Source organism: Streptomyces sp. NPDC030991 (assembly GCF_055571235.1).
Map to the genome: position 1 here is coordinate 78,033 of NZ_JBVIFR010000027.1, position 24,274 is coordinate 102,306.

At 72.1% G+C, this 24,274-nt stretch carries 21 protein-coding genes and 2 pseudogenes; 15 read left to right on the forward strand and 8 right to left on the reverse strand.

Annotated features, from left to right (window positions below; all coding sequences use genetic code 11):
- The first annotated feature begins 150 nt into the window (after positions 1 to 150).
- From ACZ45E_RS34890 to ACZ45E_RS34900, 3 genes are all read left to right on the forward strand, one after another.
- A complete protein-coding gene (locus tag ACZ45E_RS34890; protein ID WP_468228982.1) occupies positions 151 to 1,293 on the forward strand; it encodes a PP2C family protein-serine/threonine phosphatase in 1,143 nt (380 codons plus the stop codon).
- Between the two features lie 255 nt (positions 1,294 to 1,548).
- Complete coding sequence (locus tag ACZ45E_RS34895; RefSeq protein ID WP_468228985.1) at positions 1,549 to 2,889, forward strand: tetratricopeptide repeat protein; 1,341 nt, start codon at positions 1,549 to 1,551, stop codon at positions 2,887 to 2,889.
- A 76-nt stretch (positions 2,890 to 2,965) separates the two neighbouring features.
- Entirely contained in the window at positions 2,966 to 3,496 is a 531-nt protein-coding gene (locus tag ACZ45E_RS34900) for an NUDIX hydrolase (protein ID WP_468228988.1), read from the forward strand.
- 13 nt (positions 3,497 to 3,509) lie between these two features.
- Here ACZ45E_RS34900 and ACZ45E_RS34905 read toward each other — a convergent pair whose 3' ends face one another.
- Complete coding sequence (locus ACZ45E_RS34905) at positions 3,510 to 3,767, reverse strand: hypothetical protein (protein ID WP_468228990.1); 258 nt, start codon at positions 3,765 to 3,767, stop codon at positions 3,510 to 3,512.
- 197 nt (positions 3,768 to 3,964) lie between these two features.
- Entirely contained in the window at positions 3,965 to 4,825 is an 861-nt protein-coding gene (locus ACZ45E_RS34910) for a 3-hydroxybutyryl-CoA dehydrogenase (RefSeq protein ID WP_468228993.1), read from the reverse strand.
- 169 nt (positions 4,826 to 4,994) lie between these two features.
- Here ACZ45E_RS34910 and ACZ45E_RS34915 point away from each other — a divergent pair, with 169 nt between their 5' ends.
- Positions 4,995 to 6,239, forward strand: coding sequence for a glycoside hydrolase family 10-like protein (locus tag ACZ45E_RS34915; protein ID WP_468228995.1), 1,245 nt, complete (start codon positions 4,995 to 4,997; stop codon positions 6,237 to 6,239).
- On the opposite strand, the gene ACZ45E_RS34920 is transcribed toward ACZ45E_RS34915, so the two are convergent.
- Complete coding sequence (locus ACZ45E_RS34920) at positions 6,240 to 6,437, reverse strand: DUF1918 domain-containing protein (protein WP_468228997.1); 198 nt, start codon at positions 6,435 to 6,437, stop codon at positions 6,240 to 6,242. It lies immediately after the preceding gene.
- An 81-nt stretch (positions 6,438 to 6,518) separates the two neighbouring features.
- Positions 6,519 to 7,472, reverse strand: a pseudogene (locus tag ACZ45E_RS34925) (DMT family transporter).
- Between ACZ45E_RS34925 and ACZ45E_RS34930 the strand changes: the two are divergent.
- On the forward strand, positions 7,471 to 8,931 hold the full coding sequence (locus tag ACZ45E_RS34930) for an aminotransferase-like domain-containing protein (RefSeq protein ID WP_468229000.1): 1,461 nt from the start codon (positions 7,471 to 7,473) through the stop codon (positions 8,929 to 8,931). The pseudogene ACZ45E_RS34925 and the gene ACZ45E_RS34930 overlap by 2 nt on opposite strands.
- Here ACZ45E_RS34930 and ACZ45E_RS34935 read toward each other — a convergent pair.
- A pseudogene (locus ACZ45E_RS34935) lies at positions 8,922 to 9,359 on the reverse strand (DUF6314 family protein); the annotation flags it as partial. The gene ACZ45E_RS34930 and the pseudogene ACZ45E_RS34935 sit on opposite strands and share 10 nt — an antisense overlap.
- Positions 9,360 to 9,487: 128 nt before the next feature.
- Here ACZ45E_RS34935 and ACZ45E_RS34940 point away from each other — a divergent pair.
- Positions 9,488 to 11,983 (forward strand): alpha-L-arabinofuranosidase C-terminal domain-containing protein, encoded by a 2,496-nt coding sequence (locus tag ACZ45E_RS34940; protein WP_468229003.1) that lies wholly within the window; start codon positions 9,488 to 9,490, stop codon positions 11,981 to 11,983.
- A 70-nt stretch (positions 11,984 to 12,053) separates the two neighbouring features.
- Here the strand turns inward: ACZ45E_RS34940 and ACZ45E_RS34945 are convergent, their stop codons facing one another.
- The gene (locus tag ACZ45E_RS34945; RefSeq protein WP_468229006.1) at positions 12,054 to 13,049 is read right to left on the reverse strand and encodes an aldo/keto reductase; all 996 of its coding nucleotides are present in this window, start codon (positions 13,047 to 13,049) and stop codon (positions 12,054 to 12,056) included.
- 150 nt (positions 13,050 to 13,199) lie between these two features.
- Here ACZ45E_RS34945 and argC point away from each other — a divergent pair, with 150 nt between their 5' ends.
- Genes argC through ACZ45E_RS34975 form a run of 6 tightly spaced genes read left to right on the forward strand, consistent with a single transcriptional unit; the run spans position 13,200 to position 18,216 of the window.
- Positions 13,200 to 14,228 (forward strand): N-acetyl-gamma-glutamyl-phosphate reductase, encoded by a 1,029-nt coding sequence (argC, locus tag ACZ45E_RS34950; protein ID WP_468229009.1) that lies wholly within the window; start codon positions 13,200 to 13,202, stop codon positions 14,226 to 14,228.
- A complete protein-coding gene (locus ACZ45E_RS34955) occupies positions 14,225 to 14,362 on the forward strand; it encodes a hypothetical protein (RefSeq protein WP_468229012.1) in 138 nt (45 codons plus the stop codon). Before argC ends, ACZ45E_RS34955 begins: the two co-directional genes overlap by 4 nt.
- Positions 14,359 to 15,510, forward strand: coding sequence for a bifunctional glutamate N-acetyltransferase/amino-acid acetyltransferase ArgJ (argJ, locus tag ACZ45E_RS34960; RefSeq protein ID WP_468229013.1), 1,152 nt, complete (start codon positions 14,359 to 14,361; stop codon positions 15,508 to 15,510). Before ACZ45E_RS34955 ends, argJ begins: the two co-directional genes overlap by 4 nt.
- Positions 15,507 to 16,427, forward strand: coding sequence for an acetylglutamate kinase (argB, locus tag ACZ45E_RS34965; protein WP_468229016.1), 921 nt, complete (start codon positions 15,507 to 15,509; stop codon positions 16,425 to 16,427). Before argJ ends, argB begins: the two co-directional genes overlap by 4 nt.
- A complete protein-coding gene (locus tag ACZ45E_RS34970) occupies positions 16,424 to 17,623 on the forward strand; it encodes an acetylornithine transaminase (RefSeq protein ID WP_468229019.1) in 1,200 nt (399 codons plus the stop codon). The genes argB and ACZ45E_RS34970 overlap by 4 nt, the downstream gene beginning before the upstream one ends.
- A gap of 17 nt (positions 17,624 to 17,640) precedes the next feature.
- The gene (locus ACZ45E_RS34975; protein WP_468229021.1) at positions 17,641 to 18,216 is read left to right on the forward strand and encodes an arginine repressor; all 576 of its coding nucleotides are present in this window, start codon (positions 17,641 to 17,643) and stop codon (positions 18,214 to 18,216) included.
- 157 nt (positions 18,217 to 18,373) lie between these two features.
- Here the strand turns inward: ACZ45E_RS34975 and ACZ45E_RS34980 are convergent, their stop codons facing one another.
- On the reverse strand, positions 18,374 to 19,375 hold the full coding sequence (locus ACZ45E_RS34980; RefSeq protein WP_468229042.1) for a bile acid:sodium symporter family protein: 1,002 nt from the start codon (positions 19,373 to 19,375) through the stop codon (positions 18,374 to 18,376).
- Positions 19,376 to 19,532: 157 nt separating this feature from the next.
- Positions 19,533 to 20,246 carry a L,D-transpeptidase family protein gene (locus ACZ45E_RS34985; RefSeq protein WP_468229024.1) on the reverse strand — a complete coding sequence of 238 codons (714 nt, stop codon included), beginning with the start codon at positions 20,244 to 20,246 and terminating at the stop codon, positions 19,533 to 19,535.
- Between the two features lie 189 nt (positions 20,247 to 20,435).
- Here ACZ45E_RS34985 and argH point away from each other — a divergent pair, with 189 nt between their 5' ends.
- The 3 genes from argH (at position 20,436) to ACZ45E_RS35000 (ending at position 24,140) form a co-directional block, all read left to right on the forward strand.
- A complete protein-coding gene (gene argH / locus ACZ45E_RS34990) occupies positions 20,436 to 21,863 on the forward strand; it encodes an argininosuccinate lyase (protein ID WP_468229027.1) in 1,428 nt (475 codons plus the stop codon).
- Positions 21,864 to 22,062: 199 nt separating this feature from the next.
- Positions 22,063 to 22,614 (forward strand): TetR/AcrR family transcriptional regulator, encoded by a 552-nt coding sequence (locus ACZ45E_RS34995; RefSeq protein ID WP_468229030.1) that lies wholly within the window; start codon positions 22,063 to 22,065, stop codon positions 22,612 to 22,614.
- A complete protein-coding gene (locus ACZ45E_RS35000) occupies positions 22,611 to 24,140 on the forward strand; it encodes an MFS transporter (RefSeq protein ID WP_468229032.1) in 1,530 nt (509 codons plus the stop codon). Before ACZ45E_RS34995 ends, ACZ45E_RS35000 begins: the two co-directional genes overlap by 4 nt.
- Positions 24,141 to 24,274 lie beyond the last annotated feature (134 nt).

Genomic DNA, 24,274 nt, shown 5'->3' on the forward strand with positions numbered 1-24,274 from the left:
AGGGGCGTATCCGGAGCACCGGGTGCGCCCCTCACTCGTTCGGGTGAGGGAGTCTCATGTTCCGGCCCGGGCGGGGCAGGGGTCGTAAGGATCGATCCGCCGCCGGGCCGGCCGGCGACTGCGCTGAACAGGGCCGAGGGGGCCGTCGGCATGATGGGTATCAAGACGAGGGCGCCCACCCGGGCCTTTCGCACGTCGTTGCGCACCGCCGTGCGCGCACGCCTTCCCCGGGTCGCGCGCGTCGCCCCGGAGCGCGTCCGGCACGTGCTGATACTCGGCCTGCCCACGGTCTGGGGCGCGATCGCCGTCACCTACGAACTGACCTGCCCGTTCGCCCGGCAGGACAGCCTGGGTGCGCGGATCGTGAGCAGTGCCGTCTTCTTCGTGGTGGGCACCGGGCTGATCCTGCACGTACGGCAGGGGTTGCTGCGGGAGTTACGGGACGTCAAGGCCGTGGCGGGCGCCGCCCAGTCCGTCCTTCTGCGGCCGCTGCCGCCGCGGCTCGACGGGCTCGCCCTCGCCGCGCACCAGCTCTCCGCCGACCGGGCCGCCAGCATCGGCGGCGACCTGTACGACGTCGTCGCCACCGACCACGGCGTCCGGGTGGTCATGGGCGACGTCCGCGGGCACGGCATCGGCGCGCTCGCCACCGTCGGCGCCGTCCTCGGCAGCTTCCGGGAGGCCGCCCACGACGAGGACGAACTCGGCCGCGTACTGCGGCGGTTGGAGCGGGCCCACGCCCGGCATCTGCGCCAGCGCTCACGCGACGAACACCCCGCCCTCTCCGGGAGGGAGCCCGAGAACCCCCTTGCCGAGGAGTTCGTGACCGTACTGCTCCTGGAGATCCGGCAGGACGGCGCGGTCCACGCCCTCAACTGCGGCCACCCCTGGCCGTATCTGCTGCGGCCGGGCGCGAGCCCCTGCGCCGAGCCGATGACCGGCGGCGACCCCATGCCGCCGCTCGGCACGTTCCCGCTGCCCGCCGAGCTCACGCCCGTGCGGTGCGGACGGATCCTGCCGGGGGAGGGGCTGCTGCTGCACACCGACGGCATCGAGGACGCCCGCGACGCGCATGGCCGGTTCTTTCCCCTCCAGGCCGAACTCACCGAGACGGTGCGCCGCCGGACCGTCGTGCCGAAGACCGTGATCCGCGCCGTGTACGCCGGGCTCCTCGGCCATGTGGGCGGGCCGCCGAGCGACGACGCGGCGCTGCTCGTGCTGCGCAACGACCGCAAGCGAGTGCCTGTCCAGCACGGGGAGCCCGTGGCGCGTACCGCGCACAGGGTTCTCTGACACCGCGCGGAGAGGGGACGTCGTCCGCCCGCCGCGGAGTGGTGGGCAGGCGAGCGGGCGGACGACGCGGGATCGGGCCGCCGTCTGTACGAGGGGGAGCCGACGGCCCGGCCGGCCTCTTGCGAGGCAGTTCAGTCAAGCGGGAGGAAACCGGCCACAACAGAGTGCACGACGCCCGGAGTTGAGCATTCCGGTCACACCCCGTGTGAAGCCACCCGGACTAGGCTTGTCCTACCGAGCCAACGGAGGGCATCCATGCAGCCCAACACCCTGCTCGACGCGATACTCGACGAAGCCGGGATCTCCCACGCGGGCCTCGCCGCACATGTGAACCACGCGGGCAGGGCCCGTGGTCTCGCACTCCGCTACGAACACACCGCCGTGGCCCGCTGGCTGAAGGGCCAGCGACCACGCGGCCAGGTCCCCGACCTGATCTGCGAAGTGCTCACGGGACGCCTCCAGCGGCACGTCACCCTCGACGACATCGGCCTCGGCATCCCCGGCGAACCGGCGGCCCCGCACACCTCCTCGCTCTCCGGCTTCGTGGAGCGGGCCACCGCGCTGTGGCGCTCCGACGAACAGCAGCGGCGGCACATCCTCGACGCCCCCGCCGTCACCGGCACCCCCGCCGTGATGCCCGTGTGGGAGTGGGAGAACCCGCCGGAGGACACCGACGTCTCGCGCGGCGGGCGCCATCTGGTCAGCCCCGCCGACATCGAGATGATGCGCTCGGCCCGCACCCACTACGAGCAGATGTACCGCAAGGCGGGCGGCATCGCGACCCGGATCAGGATCGTCGGTTTCCTCAACACCGAGGCGACGCCGCTGCTGCGCGGCGGCTACACCGACGCCACCGGCCGCCAGCTGCACCGGGCCACCGGCGGGCTGGTCGCCATCGCCGGCATCTGCGCGTACGACTCCGACGCGCACGGCCTCGCCCAGCGCTACTTCCACCAGGCCCTGCGCCTGGCGAAGGCCAGTGGGGACAGGGGGCTCGGGGCGTACGTCATAGCGCTCCTGGTCAACCAGGCGCTGCACATGCGCGAGCACCGCCAGGCCGTCGCCTTCGCCGAGGCCGCGCTGCGCGCCGCGGGCCGCCACATCACCCCGGCGCTCGCCTCCGACCTGTACGCGATGCAGGCGAAGGCGTACGCCCACCTCGGCGACGGTACGAGCGCCCTGGAGTGCATCCGGCGTGCCGAGTCCGCCGCCGACCGCATCCGGCGCGGACACGAACCGGACGAGACGGGGTACGTGCAGCCCGGGTTCGTCAACGTACAGGTCGCGGAAGCCCTGTTGAGCCTCGGCGACTACGCGGGGGCCAGGGAGCACGCCACCGAGGCCGTGCACACCCCGGCGCACGACCGGGGCCGGGTGCACCGGCTCGCCGTGCTCAGCCAGATCCAGCTCAGACAGGGCAACACCGAGCAGGCCGTGGCCACCGCCGTGGAGATGGCCGAGGCCGCACGGGGGATGGAGTCCCAGCGCCTGCGCGACAGACTCCGGGCGGTCCGCGAGCACCTGATGCGCAGCGGCTGTGCCGGCACGGCCGAGGCCGCTGAACTCATCGACGGGGCGCTGCGCGTACCACTCTGATTCGAGCCCTTGCCACGACGCCTGAGGACGCCACTGCTGCGATATTGCCAGCAACTCGGCGGAAGGTGGCAGAACCGTGCAGTGGACGAAACAGAACGAACAAACTGTGTACGAAAACCGGTGGTTCACCGTCAACCTGGCGGACGTCGAACTACCGGACGGCCGGCACCTCGACCACTTCCTGATCAAGCTGCGGCCCGTCGCGGTCGCCACGGTGGTCAACGAGGCCAACGAGGTGCTGCTGCTGTGGCGGCACCGCTTCATCACGGACAGCTGGGGGTGGGAACTCGCGGCAGGCGTCGTCGAGGACGGCGAGGACATCGCGTACGCGGCCGCCCGAGAACTGGAGGAGGAGACCGGCTGGCGGCCGGGACCGCTACGGCACCTGATGAGTGTCGAGCCGTCCAACGGACTCACGGACGCCCGGCACCACATCTACTGGACCGACGAGGCAACGTACATCGGCCACCCCCAGGACGACTTCGAGTCGGACCGCAGGGAGTGGGTCCCGCTCAAACTCGTTCCCGACATGATCGCTCGTGGAGAGGTCCCGGCCGCCAACATGGCGGCCGCGTTACTGCTCCTGCACCATCTCAAGCTCGGCTAGCGTCTCCCGCACGCTAGCGCCCGAGCGCCTGCCATATCGCTATGGCCAGTGCTCCGACCGCGGTCAGCGCCGCAACCGCGGGCAAGGGCCAGCGGTTGTGCTCCAGCGCGCTGATCCGCGAGCTCAGGTCGTCGTGATCCTTGACGGTCTGATCGTCGCGGTGAGCGAGCAGAGCCAGTTGACCGTCGATACGGGTCAGTCCTACCTCGAAGACGCGGCGTAACTCTGCGAGTTCTTCCGGGACCACGGGATGCTCCGGGTCGGTGGTCACTGAACCGCTCCTTTCCGTAGTCATCACATCCCTTTGTGCACACAGGAAGTCAACTCGCCTGGTGGACGCGGCGGGAGCGTGTGCGAAAGGCATATGCGAGTAAGCCGCGCACTCCCCGTGCGAACGCAGTGGGCCCGGTGCTCCGAAGAGCACCGGGCCCACCTGCGAACACGGAGTGTGATCGGGCGCAGGGACGGTCAGGCGTAGGTGTAGAAGCCCGAGCCGGTCTTGCGGCCGAGGCGCCCGGCGTCGACCATGCGCTGGAGGAGCGGGGGAGCGGCGTACAGCGGCTCCTTGTACTCGGCGTACATCGAGTCCGCGATGGAGGCGATCGTGTCGAGACCGATCAGGTCCGAGAGCTTGAGCGGGCCCATCGGGTGGGCGCAGCCCAGCTCCATGCCGTTGTCGATGTCCTCGCGGCTGGCGATGCCGGACTCGAACATCCGGATGGAGGAGAGCAAGTACGGCACGAGCAGCGCGTTGACCACGAAACCCGAGCGGTCCTGGGCGCGGATGGCATGCTTGCCGAGGATCTTCTCCACCAGGGACTGGGCGCGGCTGATGGTGCCCTCGGACGTGGTCAGCGCCGGGATCAGCTCGACGAGCTTCTGCACCGGTGCCGGGTTGAAGAAGTGGATGCCGATCACGTGGTCCGGGCGGGACGTCGTCACGGCCAGCTTCACCAGCGGGATGGAGGAGGTGTTCGAGGCGAGGATCGCGTCGCGGCGGGTGACGACCTGGTCGAGGACCTGGAAGATCTCCGTCTTGACCTGCTCGTTCTCAACGACCGCCTCGATGACGAGGTCACGGTCGGCGAACTCGCCCAGATCGGTGGTGAAGGTGAGCCGCTCCTGCGTCTCCGCCAGCTCCTCCTCGGTGATCTTGCCGCGCTCGGCCGCCTTGGCGAGGGAGTTGAGCAGCCGGGTACGGCCGATCTCCAGGGCCTCCCCGGTGGTCTCGGCCACCATCACGTCCAGGCCGCTGCGGGCGCAGACCTCTGCGATCCCGGCGCCCATCTGGCCACAGCCCACCACGCCGACGCGTGTGATGTCAGTCAAGGTGTCCGTCACCTCGTGCCTTTCGCTGTTCGTCCGGGGTCGCCGGCAGCCAGCTTCCTCCCGGGTCTTTCGGATCTGCACGTTACCCCGTAGACATGGGAGGGGTGGAGGCCGGGTTAACGGCTGTTCATCAAGGCCACCACCGTGGCACAGGATCCAGAGGGGAACCATGGGACGTATCTCACGCCGGGCGCTCACGATCGGGGCCGCGCTCGCCCTGGCCGGAATGACCGCGGGCGACGCCGTCGCGGGCGGCCCCCGGCACCGCGGCCGCCACCGCCACGAGATGCGCGGCATGTGGCTGGCCACGGTCGCCGGCCGGGACTGGCCCTCACGCCCCGGGCTGGGCGCCGCCGAGCAGCGGGCCGAACTGCTCGCGCACCTGGACACGGCGGTCCGCCGCCGTCTGAACGCGGTGATCTTCCAGGTGCGGCCCACCGCCGACGCGCTGTGGCCGTCCCCGTACGAGCCGTGGTCGGCGGTGCTGACCGGCACCCAGGGCAAGGACCCGGGCTGGGACCCGCTGGGCACCGCCGTGACGGAGGCGCACCGCCGCGGCCTCGAACTGCACGCCTGGTTCAACCCGTACCGCGTCGCCAACCACACCGACCCGGGCCGCCTGGTCCCCACGCACCCGGCGCGCGTCCACCCGGAGTGGGTCGTGCCGTACGGCGGGAAGCTGTACTACAACCCCGGCCTGCCGGAGGTCCGGCGCTTCGTGCAGGACGCGATGCTCGACGCCGTACGCAGGTACGACATCGACGCCGTCCACTTCGACGACTACTTCTACCCCTACCCGGTCGCGGGCCAGAGCTTCGACGACGACGCGGCGTACGCGGCGCACGGGGGCGGCTTCCCGGACCGGGCGGCCTGGCGGCGCGACAACATCGACCGGCTGGTACGGGAGACGGCACGCCGCATCAAGCAGGTCAGGCCCCGGGCGAGGTTCGGGATCAGCCCGTTCGGGGTGTGGCGCAACCGGGCGACAGACCCCGCGGGGTCGCAGACGACGGCCGGCGTGCAGACCTACGACGACCTGCACGCGGACACCCGTAAGTGGGTGCGCGAGCGGTGGATCGACTACATCTGCCCGCAGGTGTACTGGAACATCGGCTTCGCCGCCGCCGACTACGCGAAGCTCGTGCCGTGGTGGGCGGCGACCGTCCGCGGGACCGGGGTGAGCCTCTACATCGGTGAGGCCCTCTACAAGGCGGGCGACCCGGCGCAGCCCGCCGCGTGGCAGGACCCGGCCGAGCTGTCCCGGCACCTGCGCTACGCGGACACGTTCCCCGAGGTCCGCGGGCACGTCTTCTTCTCCGCGAAGGAGGTCGGGCAGGACAGGACCGGCGCCATGGCGCGGGTCGTCGCGGAGCACTACGGCGACTTCGGCCGTCCGGCCGGTCAGGGGGCCTGATCAGTCCGGTCGGCCGACGACGGGCCGCACGACGGCGTCGGGGCCCGGCGACATGATCGCCTCGTGGCCGTCCTCGAAGCGGACGCGGAAGGGCGGCCCGCCGTCGCTGCCGAGGACTTCGGTGATCTGGGCCGTCCGGTCGCGCTGACCGACGATCCGGCCGTGCACCAGGAGCCGGTCGCCTACGGTTGCGTGCATCAGGAGTGACCTCCTCGCCGTGTCCGTGATTTTTCGGCAAGTCTACGGCCGGACACGGGAGTTGATACCCCGCTCGGCGGCTCAGCCGCGGGCGTGCTGGGTGACCGCGATGCACACGAGGACGGCGACCGCGGTGAGCGGCGCCGCGACCGGCAGCTCCTCGCCCAGCAGGAGCACCGACCACACGAGCGTCAACACCGGCTGGGCGAGCTGGAGTTGGCTCGCCTTCGGAATGCCGATCAGGCCCATGCCCTTGTACCAGACGACCAGGCCGAGAAATTGCGAGCCCGCCGCCACCCAGAGCAGGCCCGCGACCGCGTGCCCGGTCAGCCGCACGGGCTCCTGCGCCAGCGCGACCGCCGAGCCCGCCACCGCGAGCGGCAGGCACAGCACCAGCGCCCACGCGATGACCTGTCATCCCGGCATGACCCCGGCGAGCCGCCCGCCCTCGGTGTAGCCGGCCGCGCAGACCAGCAGCGCGCCGAACAGGTACAGGTCGGCCCGGGTGAGGGCGCCGCCGCTCTGCTGCACCGTGAACGCGATCACGGCGGCCGCCCCCGCGCACGCCGCGATCCAGAAGGCGCGGGAGGGCCGGGCCCCGGTGCGCAGCGAGGAGAACACGGCCGTGGTCAGCGGCAACAGCCCCACGACGACCGCCGAGTGCGCGGTCGTCGCCGACCGCAGGGCGAGCGTGGTCAGCATCGGGAAGCCCAGGACCACACCCGCTCCGACGACCGCGAGCCCGGCCCAGTGGCGCCGCCCGGGGACCGGTACGCGCAGGGCGAGCAGGGAGGCGCCCGCGATGACGGCCGCGAGCACGCTGCGGACACTCACCAGCGACCAGGGCCCGAACCCTTCGAGGCCCCAGGCCGTGGCGGGAAAGGTCAGGGAGAACGCGACGACGCCGAGAGCGGCGAGCACCGTACCGGGGGCGGCCGGGCCACGGGCGGGCCTCGCCGCCGACGCCGGAGCGGGGGCGGTCCGCTCGGCCACTGCTATCGCATCTGCTTCGGTAGCGCTATTCTCAATCCTCATGCATGAGCGTAGCAGTGTGAGTGAGCTGGTGAAACAGTTGAAGGGCGAGCTTGACCGCTACTCACCCGGTGAGAAGCTGCCCTCCAGCCGGGCACTCGTCGAGCGGTTCCGGGTCAGCCCGGTGACCGTCTCGCGGGCGCTCGCCCGGCTCACCGGCGAAGGGCTCGTGGTGACCCGGCCCGGCGCCGGCGCCTTCCGCGCCGCGCCGCGCGCGGCAGCCCCCGCGGGCGACACGTCCTGGCAGGAGGTCGCCCTGAGCGCCGACTCCGCCGCGGACCCGGTGCCGCGCGCGGTCGACGCCTCCGGAGTGCTGGTCACGCTGGCCGCGTCACCGCCCGGCGTCATCGAGTTCAACAGCGGCTACCTGCATGAGGCGCTCCAGCCCGTCGGCGCGATGGCCGCCGCGCTCGCCCGCGCGGGCCGCCGTCCCGGCGCCTGGAACCGGCCGCCCGTCGACGGGCTGCCCGAACTGCGCGAGTGGTTCGCCCGCTCCATCGGCGGCGCGACCACGGGCGCCGAGGTGCTGATCACGTCGGGCGGCCAGTCGGCGCTGGCCACGGCGTTGCGGGCGCTCGCCCCGCCCGGCGCTCCCGTCCTGGTCGAATCGCCGACGTACCCCGGCATGCTGGCGATCGCGCGCGCCGCGGGTCTGCGCCCCGTGCCGGTGCCCGTCGACCGGGACGGCGTCCGCCCCGAACTGCTCGCGCGGGCCTTCGAGGCGACCGGGGCCCGCCTCTTCGTGTGCCAGCCGCTGTTCCAGAACCCGACCGGCGCGGTCCTCTCCGTCGAGCGCCGCCCGGAGGTCCTGCGCATCGCGCGCGAGGCCGGGGCGTTCGTCGTGGAGGACGACTTCGTACGCCGCCTCGCGCACGACGACGCGGGCCCGCTGCCGCGCCCCCTGGCCGCCGACGACCCCGACGGCGTCGTCGTGCACGTCTCCTCCCTCACCAAGGCGACCTCGCCGAGCCTGCGCATCGGCTGCCTCGCCGCCCGCGGCCCCGTCCTGGAGCGGCTGCGCGCCATCCAGGTCGTCGACCACTTCTTCGTGCCGCGCCCCTTGCAGGAGGCCACGCTGGAACTCGTCGGGTCCCCGGCGTGGCCGCGCCATCTGCGCACGGTGGCGGCGGAGCTGAGGAGCCGCAGGGACGCCCTCGCCACCGCTCTCGCCCTTCGGTTCCCCGAACTGTCGGTGCCGTACGTCCCGGTGGGCGGCTACCACCTGTGGGGCCGGCTGCCCGACGGCACGGACGAGCGCCGGATCGTGGAGGGAGCCCTGCGCGCGGGCGTCGCGGTGGCCCCCGGCCGGGCGTACTTCGCGGCCGAGCCGCCGGCCCCGTACCTCCGGCTGAGCTTCGTGGCGGTGGCCGGGGCGGCGGAGATCACCGAGGGGGTGCGCCGGCTCGCCGAGGCCGGCGGCGAACTGCTGCCCGGGCCCCTGGAGTCTCGGGCCCGGCGGTAGTCCGTCGTCAGGAGCAGATCCTTCGCCGGTCCCCGCACCCGCCACACCGTCCGCCAGCGATCGGCGTCGTACACCTCGAACTCGCCCCGGTAGAGGTCCGCCGAGCAGGGGTGGTCCGCGAGGTGGCGGCCCTCGCGCAGATCCAGGCCGTGGAAGAACCGGCCGTCGGCGAAGTGGACGGCGGCGGTGCCGGGCGGATCACTGGGCAGATAGCGCAAGGTCCGCTCGGCGGGGCGCGCCACCCCGCGCCACTCGAACGTGCCCGACTCGACGTGCAGCAGCTCTCCGCCGCCTTGCGCCGTGAACTCCGTGGCGCCGGTGAAGACGCCGGTCACCTCGTCCGCCAGGTCCCGCACGCTCCGCTCCACGCGCCAGCTCCCGGCCAGGAACACGAACACGTCCGGAACCGGACAGAGTTCCCTCGTCACGCACACCACTCCCGTACACCTCTGCGCGAACCGTTGACGCGCCTGCCACCGCTTCCTATCTTGCCGTTCGGAGTTTAGGACGACGCACGAAATACCGAACGACCGGACGACCGGACCAGGGAGTACGCATGACGCGTGGACGACGCAGGCGCTGGAGAATCGGGCTCGGGGCCGCGGTGGGCTCCCTGCTCGCCGGGACAGCCGTGCTGCCGTCGTCGGCCGCCGACGCGGCCGACGTCACCGAGGCCGCCGATTACGCGGTCACGGTCGACCCGGGCCGCACGGGCGCGACCATCGACGACTCCATGTACGGCGTCTTCTTCGAGGACATCAACCGGGCCGCCGACGGCGGGCTCTACGCCGAGCTGGTGCAGAACCGCTCCTTCGAGTACACGACCGCCGACAACGCGGCCTACACCCCGCTCACCGCGTGGACGACCAGCGGGACGGCCCGCACCGTCGACGACGACGGCCGGCTGAACGCCCGCAACCGCACCTACCTCGCGCTCGGCGCGGGAGCGTCCGCCACCAACTCCGGCTACGGCACCGGCCTCACCGTCCGCAAGGGCGCGACCTACGACTTCTCGGTCTGGGCCCGCGCCGACTCCGCGCTCACCGTCACCCTCGCCGACGCGGACGGCACACTGGCCGCGCCCAGGCGGGTCACGGCGAAGGGCGGCTGGGCCAAGTACACGGCGACGTTCACGGCGAGCCGCGCCAGCACGACCGGCCGCCTCTCCGTCACCACCACGCGGGCCGCCGCCCTCGACATGGTCTCCCTCTTCCCCCGGGACACCTACAAGGGGCGGGCGAACGGCCTGCGCAAGGACCTCGCCGAGAAGATCGCCGCCCTGGAGCCCGGCTTCGTGCGCTTCCCCGGCGGCTGCCTCGTCAACACCGGCTCCATGGAGGGCTACGACGCCGCCTCCGGCTACCAGCGCAAGCGCGCCTACCAGTGGAAGGACACGATCGGCCCGGTGGAGCAGCGCGCCACCAACGCCAACTTCTGGGGCTACAACCAGAGTTACGGCCTCGGCTACTACGAGTACTTCCAGTTCTCGGAGGACGTCGGCGCGATGCCGCTGCCCGTCGTGCCCGCCCTCGTCACCGGCTGCGGCCAGAACCGGGCCGTCGACGACGACGCGCTGCTGAAGCGGCACATCCAGGACACGCTCGACCTCATCGAGTTCGCCAACGGGCCCGTGACGAGCGAGTGGGGCAAGAAGCGCGCCGCGATGGGCCACCCGAAGCCCTTCCACCTCACCCACCTCGAAGTGGGCAACGAGGAGAACCTGCCCGAGCAGTTCTTCGCCCGCTTCAAGGAGTTCCGCGCCGCCATAGCCGCCAAGTACCCAGGTGTCACCGTCATCTCCAACTCGGGCCCCGACGACAGCGGCTCCGTCTTCGACGCGGCGTGGAAGCTCAACAAGGACGCCGACGTCGACATGGTCGACGAGCACTACTACAACAGCCCGCAGTGGTTCCTCCAGAACAACGACCGCTACGACTCCTACGACCGCAACGGCCCGAAGGTCTTCCTCGGCGAGTACGCCTCGGGCGGCAACACCTTCGCCAACGCCCTCTCCGAAGCCGCGTACATGACGGGGCTCGAACGCAACGCGGACGTCGTCGAACTCGCCTCCTACGCGCCGCTGCTCGCCCGCCAGGACACCGTCCAGTGGCGGCCCGACATGATCTGGTTCGACGACCGGAAGGCGTGGGGCTCCGCCGACTACGAGGTGCAGAAGCTGTTCATGCGCAACGTCGGCGACCAGGTCGTCCCGTCCACCGCCACGCACACCCCCTCGACGACCGCGCCCATCACCGGCGCCGTCGGCCTGTCGACCTGGGCGACCAGCGCGGCCTACGACGACGTGCGCGTGAGCGGCGCCGACGGCACGAGCCTGCTGAGCGACGACTTCAGCGACGGCGCAGGGCGATGGACCCCGTCCGGCAGCGGTGACTGGAGCGTCCAGGACGGCAGTTACGTCCAGTCGGACGAGACCGCCGAGAACACCCTGGTCACCGCGGGCGACCCGGCCTGGCACGACTACGACCTGCACGTGAAGGCCACGAAGAAGTCCGGCAAGGAGGGCTTCCTCGTCGCGTTCGGCGTCAAGGACACCGGCAATTACTACTGGTGGAACCTGGGCGGCTGGAACAACACCCAGTCCGCCGTCGAACAGGCCGTGAACGGCGGCAAGTCGACACTGCTCACCAAGGCCGGCTCGATCGAGACCGGACGCGCCTACGACATCGACGTCAAGGTGCGCGGCCGCCAGGTGACCCTCTACCTCGACGGCCAGGAGTGGGGCTCCTTCAAGGACGACAAGCCCGCCGAACCCTTCCGCCAGGTCGTCACACGCGACAAGAAGACCGGCGACCTGATCGTCAAGGTCGTCAACGCGCAGGACGCCCAGGCCCGTACGACGGTACGGCTCGGCGGCGCGAAGGTCGCGAAGTCCGCGGCCGTGACCACGCTCGCCGCGGCGCCCGACGCGGAGAACACCGCGACCGAGACCCCGGTGAAGCCGGTGACCTCGACCTTCGGCGGGGTCGCGGACACCTTCACGTACACGTTCCCGGAGAACTCGGTGACCTTCCTGAGGATCAAGAAGCGCTGACCTCCCGGCGCGAGCGGGCGGCCCGGACCCTCCTCGGCGGGGTCCGGGCCGCCCGCGCACCCGGCACCGGTCAGCCGTTCACGAACTTCATGCTGCCGTCGTCGTAGCGGGCGCCCGCCACCGAGCCCGCGGGAGCCGCCGCGTCGATCGCCGCGAGATCCTCGGCCGAGAGCTCCAGCGTGGCGGCCGCGACGTTCTCCTCCAGGTACGCCGTGCGCCGCGTCCCCGGGATCGGCACCACGTCGTCCCCCTGGTGCTGCACCCACGCCAGCGCCAACTGCCCGGCCGTGACCCCGTGTTCGGCCGCGAGGGCCTCCAGGCGGGTGACGATGGCGAGATTGCGCTCCAGGTTCCCGTCGGCGAACCGCGGCTGGCCGCGCCGCATGTCCCCGTCCTCGAGACCCGCCGTCGACTTGTAGCGGCCCGTGAGGAAGCCCCGGCCGAGCGGCGAGAACGGCACGAGCCCGATACCCAGCTCCCGGCAGGCCGGCAGCACCTCGGCCTCCACGTCCCGGGTCCACAGCGAGTACTCGCTCTGCAGCGCCGCGATCGGATGCACCGCGTACGCGCGGCGCAGGGTCTCCGGGCCGGCCTCCGAAAGGCCGAGGTGGCGGACCTTGCCCTCCTTCACCAGCTCGGCGAGGGCGCCCACGGTCTCCTCGATCGGCACCCCGCGGTCCACCCGGTGCACGTAGTACAGGTCGATGTGCTCGACGCCGAGCCGGCGCAGCGACGCCTCGCACGCCTGACGCACGTACGCCGCGTCACCGCGGATCACGGTCTCCCCGCCGAGCTCGTTCGTGAAGCCGAACTTCGTGGCCACCACCGCCCGCTCGCGCCGTCCGGGGGCCGCGAGGGCCCGGCCGATCAGCTCCTCGTTGTGCCCCGCGCCGTAGAAGTCGGACGTGTCGAGCAGGGTGACGCCCAGGTCGAGCGCGTGGTGGAGCGTCCTGATGGACTGCGCGTCGTCGGGCGTGCCGTACGCGTGGCTCATGCCCATACAGCCCAGGCCCTGGGCGGAGACCGTGAGCGAGCCGAGGCGGCGCGTGGGAAGGTGGTCGGTCATGAGTGCTGCCTCCGGTGACGGCGTCGGAATCGGACGTGCACCCGAACGCTATGACCTGGAGCGCGCTCGAGGTCAAGGACCCTCGCCTCCTCCTTGATTGCATAAACGTACACACGCACGTATAGTCATGCCCTCAAGGAGGAGGGTTCCATGGCGGTACGTGCTGCAGTGGCGGGAGCGAGCGGATACGCGGGCGGGGAAGTCCTGCGCCTGCTGCTCGCCCACCCCGAGGTGGAGATCGGCGCCCTGACGGGCAACTCGAACGCGGGACAGCGGCTCGGCGCGCTCCAGCCGCACCTGCGCCCGCTCGCCGACCGCGTCCTCCAGGAGACCACCCCCGCGGTGCTCGCCGGGCACGACGTCGTCTTCCTGGCGCTGCCCCACGGGCAGTCCGCCGCCGTCGCCGAGCAGCTCGCGACCGACGTCCTCGTCATCGACATGGGCGCCGACTTCCGGCTGAAGGACGCGGGGGACTGGGAGAAGTTCTACGGCAGCCCGCACGCCGGTACCTGGCCCTACGGGCTCCCCGAACTGCCGGGCGCACGCGCCGCGTTGACGGGGACCAGGCACATCGCGGTCCCCGGCTGCTACCCGACCGCCGTCTCCCTCGCGCTGTTCCCCGCGTACGCGGCGGGCCTCGTCGAGAGCGAAGCCGTCGTCGTCGCCGCGTCCGGTACCTCGGGCGCGGGCAAGGCGGCCAAGCCCCACCTCCTCGGCAGCGAGGTCATGGGGAACATGTCGCCGTACGGCGTCGGAGGCGGGCACCGGCACACCCCCGAGATGATCCAGAACCTCAGCGCGGCCGCCGGTGAGCGGATCTCCGTCTCCTTCACGCCGACGCTCGCCCCGATGCCGCGCGGCATCCTCGCCACGTGCAGCGCCAAGGCCAAGGACGGCGTCACCGCCGAGACGCTCAGGGCCGTGTACGAGAAGGCGTTCGCCGACGAGCCGTTCGTCGACCTGCTGCCCGAGGGCCAGTGGCCCGCGACGGCCGCCGTGTACGGGTCGAACGCCGTGCAGATCCAGGTCGCCCACGACGAGGCCGCCGGACGCGTCATCGTCATCAGCGCCATCGACAACCTCACCAAGGGCACCGCGGGCGGAGCCCTGCAGTCCATGAACATCGCCCTCGGTCTCGACGAGACCACCGGGCTCACGACGATCGGAGTCGCTCCGTGAGCGACGCACACGCGGCCGCCGGGCCGCGGACGACCACGACGACCACGACGACCACGAAAGCCGCGCCGCTGTGCCGCGCGGGCGACAGCGACATCAGCTGCTTCCGCAGCGGGGCGAACGAGGAGACACCGTGAGTGTGACGGCAGCCAAGGGATTCCAGGCCGCGGGCATCGCCGCCGGGATCAAGGAGAGCGGCAACCCGGACCTGGCCCTCGTGGTCAACCGCGGTCCCCGCCTGGCCGCCGCGGGCGTCTTCACCTCCAACCGCGTCAAGGCCGCCCCGGTCCTCTGGTCCGAGCAGGTGCTCAAGGGCGGCCTCGTCTCGGCCGTCGTCCTCAACTCCGGTGGCGCCAACGCCTGTACGGGGCCGAAGGGCTTCCAGGACACGCACGCCACGGCCGAGAAGGCCGCCGAGGTCCTCGGCCTGAACGCGGGCGAGGTCGCCGTCGCCTCCACCGGGCTCATCGGCGTCCTGCTCCCCATGGACAAGCTGCTCCCGGGCGTGGAGAGCGCGGCAGGCAAGCTCTCCGAGCACGGTGGCGAGAAGGCCGCCATCGCCATCAAGACGACCGACACCGTGCACAAGACCGCCGTGCGCGAGGGCGCCGGCTGGACCGTCGGCGGCATGGCCAAGGGCGCGGGCATGCTCGCGCCGGGCCTCGCCACCATGCTCGTCGTCCTCACCACCGACGCCGACCTCGACAGCGAGGTCCTGGACAAGGCGCTGCGCGACGCGACCCGCACTACCTTCGACCGGGTCGACTCCGACGGCTGCATGTCCACCAACGACACCGTCCTGCTGCTCGCCTCGGGCGCCTCGCAGGTCACCCCGGACCACGCCGAGTTCGCCGAGGCCGTACGCGCCGTCTGCGACGACCTCGGCCGCCAGCTCATCGGCGACGCCGAGGGCGCCAGCAAGGACATCAAGGTCGAGGTGGTCAACGCGGCGAGCGAGGACGACGCCGTCGAGGTGGGCCGCTCCATCGCCCGCAACAACCTCCTCAAGTGTGCCATCCACGGCGAGGACCCCAACTGGGGCCGCGTCCTCTCCGCGATCGGCACCACGAAGGCCGCCTTCGAACCCGACTGGCTGAACGTGGCCATCAACGGCGTCTGGGTCTGCAAGAACGGCGGCGTGGGCGAGGACCGCGACAAGGTCGACATGCGCTTCCGGGAGGTCGTCGTCACCGCCGACCTCGCCGCGGGCACCGAGACCGCGACGATCTGGACCAACGACCTGACCGCCGACTACGTCCACGAGAACAGCGCGTACTCCTCATGAGCCAGCCCACCGCGCGGAAGCACACCGCGCTCCCCAAGGCCCGCACCCTCATCGAGGCGCTGCCCTGGCTGACCCGGCACCGCGGCAAGACCGTCGTCATCAAGTTCGGCGGGAACGCCATGGTGGACGAGGAGCTGAAGGCCGCCTTCGCGCAGGACGTCGTCTTCCTGCACCACGCCGGGCTCAAGCCCGTCGTCGTGCACGGCGGCGGCCCGCAGATCAGCAAGGCCCTCGACAAGCACGGCATCGTCAGCGAGTTCAAGGCGGGCCTGCGCGTCACCACCGAGGACGCCATGGACGTCGTACGGATGGTGCTCGCCGGACAGGTCCAGCGCGAACTCGTCGGGCTGCTCAACCAGCACGGCCCGCTCGCCGTCGGCCTCACCGGCGAGGACGCGCACACCATCACCGCCACCAAGCACCAGCCCCGCATCGAGGGCGAGTTGGTCGACATCGGCCGCGTCGGCGAGATCACCGAGATCGACACCGGCGCCATCGAAGCGCTGCTCGCCGACGGCCGCATCCCGGTCGTCTCCTCGATCGCCCGCTCCCAGGACGACCACCATGTCTACAACGTCAATGCTGATACGGCGGCTGCGGCACTCGCTGCTGCGCTGGACGCCGAGACGCTGATGGTACTGACCGACGTCGAGGGCCTCTACGAGGACTGGCCGCACTCCGACGAGGTCATCAGCAGGCTCACCGCCACCGAACTGGAGAAGCTGCTCCCGGAGCTGGCGAGCGGCATGGTCCCGAAGATGGAGGGCTGCCTGTACGCCGTACGCAACGGAGTGCACACCGCCCGCGTCATCGACGGCCGCGTCCCGCACTCGATCCTGCTGGAGATCTTCACCGACGAGGGCATCGGCACGATGGTCGTGCCGGACGCAGAGGCAGAGGGGGAAGGCAACTCATGAGCTCCAACCAGGAGTTGACGTCGCGCTGGCAGGGCGCCCTGATGAACAACTACGGCACCCCGCGGCTGCCCCTGACCAAGGGTGCCGGCGCCCGGCTGTGGGACGCCGACGGCAAGGAGTACCTGGACCTCGTCGGCGGCATCGCGGTCAACGCGCTGGGCCACGCCCACCCGGCGATCGTCGAAGCGGTCAGCACCCAGATCGGCTCCCTCGGCCACGTCTCGAACCTCTTCATCGCCGAGCCGCCCGTCGTACTCGCCGAGCGGCTGCTCCAGCTCTTCGGCCGGGACGGCGCCGTCTACTTCTGCAACTCCGGCGCCGAGGCCAACGAGGGCGCCTTCAAGATCGGCCGGCTCACGGGCCGCACCCACATGGTCGCCACGACCGGCGGCTTCCACGGCCGGACCATGGGCGCCCTCGCCCTCACCGGCCAGCCCGGCAAGCAGGACGGCTTCACGCCGCTCCCCGGCGACGTCACCCACGTCCCGTACGGGGATGTGGACGCGCTCCGGGCCGCGGTCACCGAGGAGACGGCCTTCGTCATCATCGAGCCCGTCCAGGGTGAGAACGGGGCGGTCGTGCCGCCCGACGGCTACCTCAGGGCGGCCCGGGAGATCACCCGCGCGACCGGCACCCTGCTCGTCCTGGACGAGGTGCAGACGGGCGTCGGCCGCACCGGCCACTGGTTCGCGTACCAGGCGGAAGAAGGCATCGACCCGGACGTCGTCACGCTCGCCAAGGGGCTCGGCGGCGGACTGCCGCTCGGCGCGACCGTGGCGTTCGGCGAGGCGGCGAACCTGCTGAGGCCCGGACAGCACGGCACGACGTTCGGCGGCAACCCCGTCGCCTGCGCCGCCGGGCTCGCCGTCCTCGACACCATCGCCGCCGAGGGACTGCTGGCCAACACCAAGCGGATCAGCGCGCGGCTGACGGCCGGGATCGAAGCGCTCGGCCACCCGCTGGTCAGCCATGTCCGGGGCGCGGGCCTCCTGCTGGGTATCGTGCTCACCGGGCCGCGCGCACCCCAGGTGCAGCAGGCGGCCCAGGACGCGGGCCTCCTGGTGAACGCGCCCGCACCTGACGTCGTCCGGCTCATGCCCCCGCTGAACCTGACCGACGCCGAGGCGGACACGTTCCTCGCGGCGCTGCCCGGGGTCCTGGACGCGAGCACGGCCGACGGGGAAGCAGGAGCCTGAGGAATGGGACGACGACGATGAGCAGCAGCAAAGCAGAGCGCGCCGCGAACGACGAGCGGGCCGCCATCAACGCCGCGCTCGCCCACGGCCCCGCCGTGCCGCAGACGCGCACCGCGCGGCACCGGCGGATCGTGGACATCCTCAACCGGCAACCGGTGCGCTCGCAGAGCCAGCTGGCGAAGCTGCTCGCCGACGACGGACTCAACGTCACGCAGGCCACGCTCTCCCGTGACCTGGACGAGCTGGGCGCGGTCAAGATCCGCAACACCGGTGGCGAGCTGATCTACGCCGTGCCCAGCGAGGGCGGCTTCCGCACCCCGCAGGCCCCGCTCGGCGAGTCCGCCAAGGAGGAGCGCATGCGCCGCCTCGCCGGTGAGCTGCTCATCTCGGCGGAGGCGTCGGCGAACCTGGTGGTGCTCCGTACGCCGCCGGGCGCCGCCCAGTTCCTCGCCTCGGCCATCGACCAGGCCGAGCTGCACGTCATCCTCGGCACGATCGCAGGCGACGACACGCTGATGCTGATCAGCCGGGACCCGGCCGGCGGCCAGGCCCTCGCGGAACACCTGCTGCGCCTGGCACAGAACGACCACTGACCCCCGACCGCACCGCCGCGAGCGAGGCCCGCACCAGCTCGCCGTAGGGGCCGGTGCCGTGCAGCCCCGCGTACACGGCACGGGCGCCGAGCCGGCGCGCCGCCGTCAGGGTGTTGAAGCCGCCGCCCGCGTACAGGGCGGTGCGGGCGCTGCGGGCTCAGCCCTGTTCCGCGGTCCCGGCGGCTTCGGCGGCCTCGGTCTTCCGGGCGCGGTACGACATCCACGCCGCGACCAGCGCGCCCGAGACGTTGTGCCACACCGAGAACACGGCGGCGGGCAGCGCGGCCAGCGGGCTGAAGTGGGCCGTGGCCAGGGACGCGGCCAGCCCGGAGTTCTGCATGCCGACCTCGAACGCCATGGCGCGCGACGCCGGAGGTCCGAGCCGGGCGACCTTGCCGGCGCCGTAGCCGAGCGCGAGCCCGAGCCCGTTGTGCAGGACCACGGCGAGCAGCACCAGCGCGGCCGCCGACTTGATCGTCTCGGCGCTGCCCGCCACCACCACGGCCACGATCACCGCGATGGTCAGCGCGGACAGCCACGGCAGCGCGCCGAGCACCCGGTCCACGTAGCGGCCGAGCACCAGCCGCACGACCAGCCCCGCCAGCACCGGCAGCAGCACGGTCTTGAGGATGTCCGTCATCATCGACCCCGCGTCCACCGGCAGGTACGCGCCCGCGAGCAGCAGCGTCAGCGGCGGGGTGATCAGCGGAGCGAGCACGGTGGAGACCGTGGCGACGGAGACCGACAGGGCGACGTCGCCGCGAGCCAGGTACGTCACCACATTGGAGGCCGTGCCGCTCGGCGCGCAGCCGACGAGGATGACCCCGGCCGCCAACTGCGGGGACAGGCCGAGGGCATGGGCGATGACCCAGCCGAGGCCGGGCATGATCACGTAGTGCGCGACGAGCCCGAGCCCCACGGCCCAGGGACGCTGTGCGACGCCCTTGAAGTCGCTCAGGGTCATGGTCAGGCCCATGCAGAACATCACGACGCCCAGCAGGTAGGGCACGTTGGTGCCCCAGCCGGCGAAGGTGCCCGGCGTGGCGAGGCCGAGGGCGCCCGCGACGAGTACGAGTACGGGGAACACGGTGACCGCGAGCCGGGCCGCCCGGTCGGCGGACCCGCCGGCGCCGGGCGGCGTCTCGGGAGAGCTGGGGATCGTCTTTTCGGTTTCGCTGTGCACCGGGCGATGCAACGCCGTCCCCGTACGCGGACGCAACCGCGTCTCGGTATGTGGTCGGTACACGGGTGTCGCCCAGGGGTGTACGGGTGTCGCCCAGGACTCGCCCGGGGGCGCGCCCGCGCGGCGGAAGCGCTCAGTACCGGGTGAGGGCCGTGGCGCCGCCCGACGTCCCGATCGCGATGTGCGGCGCCCCGCCCGGCCGCGCCCACGCCAGGATCCGCCGCATGTCGGTCCTGGGCACGGAGACGCAACCGGCCGTCGCCGCCCGCCCGTTCACGTGCAGGAAGATCCCGGCGCCGCGGCCGCGCACCGGCCGGTGGTAGTTGAAGCCGATGACCAGCGCGTTCGCGTACTGCGCCGGATAGTCGGCGAGGCGCTCGGACTCGGCGGCGCGGCAGTCGCGCGGCCGCGGCTCGGTCCAGCGGTTGTAGGAGCGCGAGTCGTTGTCCTGGCACCACCAGGAGGAGCCGCGCACCCGGCGGTACGGCACCGAGGCGCCGCCCGGCGCCGCCGCGTTGCCGAACGCGAACGGCAGGTCGTACAGGCCGGTGGGGGTCGTGTTCGTGCCCTGCTTGCGCCGGGCCCCCTCGACGAGGCCCTTCGCGCCGAACCGGGCGGGCGCCGAACCGGCCTTCACCCAGCGCCCGTCGGCCCGCCGGTCCCACCAGGTGACGGTGCCGCTCGTCGAGGACGCGCGGGGTGCCTGCGCGGTGATCAGCTGGGTGCCGCCGCCCGTGTCCGCCATCCGGGCGGGCAGCGGAGCGGCGGCGGCCGGAGCGCTGGGCGCGGCGCCGAGCACGGCACAGACGGCGAAGGCGCTGGCGATACCTGCTCGTGAGGGACGCATGGCTCAGAACGTAGCGGGCGGCAGCGGCGACGGCAGCCCCGGTGGCCCGTCCAGGCCGGAGGTGATGCCCCGCCCGCCGGGATTGACGATTCATGCGGAACTCTGCATAATCATGCAGAGCGATACTGTGGTCCGTGTATGCGGTCCGTGCACGCGGTCGCACATCATCCGGCTTGAGGAGCAGAGCACGTGAGCAGCAACACCGGCGATGTCCGCCTCTGGGGCGGCCGGTTCGCCGACGGTCCCGCCGAGGCCCTGGCGAAACTCTCCGCCTCCGTCCACTTCGACTGGCGCCTCGCCCCCTACGACATCGCGGGCTCCCGGGCCCACGCGCGCGTGCTCCACAAGGCGGGGCTGCTCACCCAGGACGAGCTGGCCCGCATGACCGACGGCCTGGACCGGCTGGAGGCCGACGTCGCGGACGGCTCCTTCGTCGGCACCATCGCCGACGAGGACGTGCACACCGCCCTGGAGCGCGGCCTCCTGGAGCGCCTCGGCCCCGACCTCGGCGGCAAGCTCCGCGCGGGCCGCTCGCGCAACGACCAGGTGGCGACGCTCTTCCGGATGTACCTGCGCGACCACGCCCGGATCCTCGGCGGGCTCGTCGCCGACCTCCAGGAGGCCCTCGTCGGCCTCGCCGAGGCGCACCCGGACGTCGCGATGCCCGGCCGCACCCACCTCCAGCACGCCCAGCCGGTGCTCTTCGCCCACCACGTCCTCGCCCACGTCCAGTCCCTGTCCCGGGACGCGGAGCGGCTGCGGCAGTGGGACGAGCGGACGGCGGTCTCCCCGTACGGCTCCGGCGCTCTCGCCGGCTCCTCGCTCGGCCTCGACCCGGAGGCCGTCGCGGCGGACCTCGGCTTCGAGCACGGCTCGGTGGCCAACTCGATCGACGGCACCGCCTCCCGCGACTTCGTCGCCGAGTTCGCCTTCATCACGGCGATGATCGGCGTCAACCTCTCCCGGATCGCGGAGGAGGTCATCATCTGGAACACGAAGGAGTTCTCCTTCGTCACCCTCCACGACGCCTTCTCCACCGGCTCGTCGATCATGCCGCAGAAGAAGAACCCGGACATCGCCGAGCTGGCGCGCGGTAAGTCGGGCCGCCTCATCGGCAACCTCACGGGCCTGATGGCGACGCTCAAGGCGCTGCCGCTCGCCTACAACCGCGACCTCCAGGAGGACAAGGAGCCGGTCTTCGACTCCTGCGACCAGCTCGAAGTCCTGCTCCCCGCCTTCACCGGCATGATGGCCACGCTCACGGTCAACCGGGAGCGCATGGAGGAGCTGGCCCCGGCCGGCTTCTCGCTCGCCACGGACATCGCCGAGTGGCTGGTGAAGCAGGGCGTGCCGTTCCGCGTGGCGCACGAGGTCGCCGGCGAGTGCGTGAAGGTCGCCGAGGGCGAGGACAAGGAGCTCGACGAGCTCACCGACGAACAGTTCGCGAAGATCTCCGAGCACCTCACGCCCGAGGTCCGCACGGTCCTGAACGTGGCGGGCGCGCTGGCCTCCCGCTCCGGCCGCGGCGGCACGGCGCCGAGCGCGGTCGCCGTCCAGCTCGCCGAGGTCAAGCAGGATCTGACGGTGCAGCGGCATTGGGCCGACGCCAAGAAGTAGCGGCTGCTCGACGCGCAGGGCCCGGTTCGTCCGTACGTGGACGGGCCGGGCCCTGCGGCATGCCATGCCCGTACCTCCCATGACCCGAACGTACTCACAGTGGAAACCCTGGGTGAGGCGCCGCCCACCTGAGTGGCGGACGGGCCGGGAGGGAAGCGCCGGTGAGACGTTGATGTCTCATCTGGGTTACTCTCGTCTCATGTCTGTCGATCGCGACCAGGTGCTGCGCAGCGCCGCCGCCCTCCTCACCCGCAGGTCCACGGCGACCATGGACGAGGTCGCCCGGGCCGCCGGCATCAGCCGCGCCACCCTGCACCGTCAGTTCGCGGGCCGCGACGCCCTCGTCCGCGCCCTGGAGGACCTCGGCATCCGCGAGTGCGAGGCGGCGCTCGACCGGGCCCGCCTCGACGAAGGCCCGGCCGAGGGCGCGCTGCGCCGGCTCATCGCCGAGATAGAGCACGCGGCCCCGCTGCTCGCCCTCCTCGTCACCGAGGCCCAGCTCTTCGAGGGCGACGGGCAGAACGTGGGCTGGGACCGGCTGGACGCCCGGATAGCGGCACTGTTCCGGCGCGGCCAGGAGACGGGCGAGTTCCGCATCGATCTGACCCCCGCCTGGCTGACCGAGGCCCTCTACGGCCTCATCGGCAGCGGCGCCTGGGCCGTGCAGGACGGCCGCGTAGCGGCCAAGGACTTCTCATTCATGATCGCCGAGTTGCTGCTCGGCGGCGCACGACGGAGCGTGGAACCATGATCAGCACGAAGCAGCGCACCCCGGCGACGGAGGTGGTGTCGCGCCCGGGACGGTGGCTCGCCCTCTCCGTCCTCGTGCTCGCGGTGCTGCTCGTCGCCGTGGACGCGACCGTCCTCGGCCTCGCGACCCCGTACATCAGCGAGGACCTGAAGCCGTCGGGCACCCAGCTGCTGTGGGTCGGCGACGTCTACTCCTTCGTCATCGCCGGTCTCCTCGTCTCCATGGGCAGCCTCGGCGACCGCATCGGACGCAAGAAGCTGCTCCTCGTGGGCGCCGTCGCGTTCGGCGCGGTCTCGGTCCTCAACGCCTACGCCACGACACCCGAGTTGATGATCCTGGCCCGCGCCCTGCTGGGGGTGGCGGGCGCGACGCTGATGCCCTCGACCCTGGCCCTGATCCGCAACATCTTCCACGACCCGCGCGAGCGTTCGCTGGCCGTCGGCATCTGGGGCGCCATGGCGTCGGCGGGCGCGGCGGTCGGCCCGGTGGTCGGCGGCTTCCTGCTCGAACACTTCTGGTGGGGCTCGGTCTTCCTCATCAACCTGCCCGTGATGGCGGTCCTCGTCGTGGTCGGCGTCAAGCTCATCCCCGAGTCGAAGAACCCGGTCCCCGGGCCGTGGGACCTCATCAGCGTCGTGCTCTCCCTGCTCGGCATGATCGGTGTCGTCTACGCGGTGAAGGAGGCGGCGGCGCACGGTTTCCGCTGGGACGTCGCGGCGTCGGCCGTCATCGGGGTCGCCGCGCTCGCCTGGTTCGTACGGCGACAACTCACCCTCGCGTCGCCGCTGTTGGACATGCGCCTGTTCCGCAACCGCGGCTTCTCGGGAGCGGTCCTGGCCGACCTGCTGACCGTCCTCGGACTGTCCGGGCTCGTCTTCTTCCTGTCCCAGTTCCTCCAGCTGGTGCAGGGCAGACGGCCGTTCGAGGCGGGGATGGCCGAACTGCCCGCCGCCATCGGCGCGGTGGCCGCCGGGCTGGTCGCCGGAGTGGTGGCGCGCCGCTTCTCGGTGCGCTCCGTCGTCGCGGGCGGCCTCGCCGCCGTGGGCGTCGCCCTGGCCGCGCTCACGACGCTGAGCCAGGACACGGGGTACCCGCTGCTCGGCGCGGTGCTCCTGATCGTCGGTGTCGGCGCCGGGTTCTCGTTCACGGTCACCGCGGACGTGATCCTCTCCAGCGTCCCCAAGGAACAGGCGGGCGCCGCGTCGGCGGTCTCCGAGACGGCGTACGAACTCGGCGCGGCCCTCGGCATCGCCCTGCTCGGCTCGATCGTCACGGGCGTCTACGCGGGCTTCACGGCGCCGCCCGGCACCCCCGCGGACGTCGCCTCCGCGGCCCACGAGTCGCTGGGCGGCGCGGTCGAGGCGTCCTCGTCCCTCCCGGCCCCCCGGGCGCACGAGCTGTTGACCTCGGCGCAGACGGCCTTCGTGGACGGGCTCCAGGTGGCGGCGGGCATCGGCGCGGCCGTCCTGCTGGCGACGGCCGTCGTGGCCTGGTTCCTGCTCAGGGGCGAGCGCCTGGAGAAGTAGGCCCATCACCTGGAGAAGCAGGCGCGAAACAGGCCGGGCCCGGGGGGGGGGGGGGGGGGGGGGGGGGGGGGGGGGGGGGGGGGGGGGGGGGGGGGGGGGGGGGGGGGGGGGGGGGGGGGGGGGGGGGGGGGGGG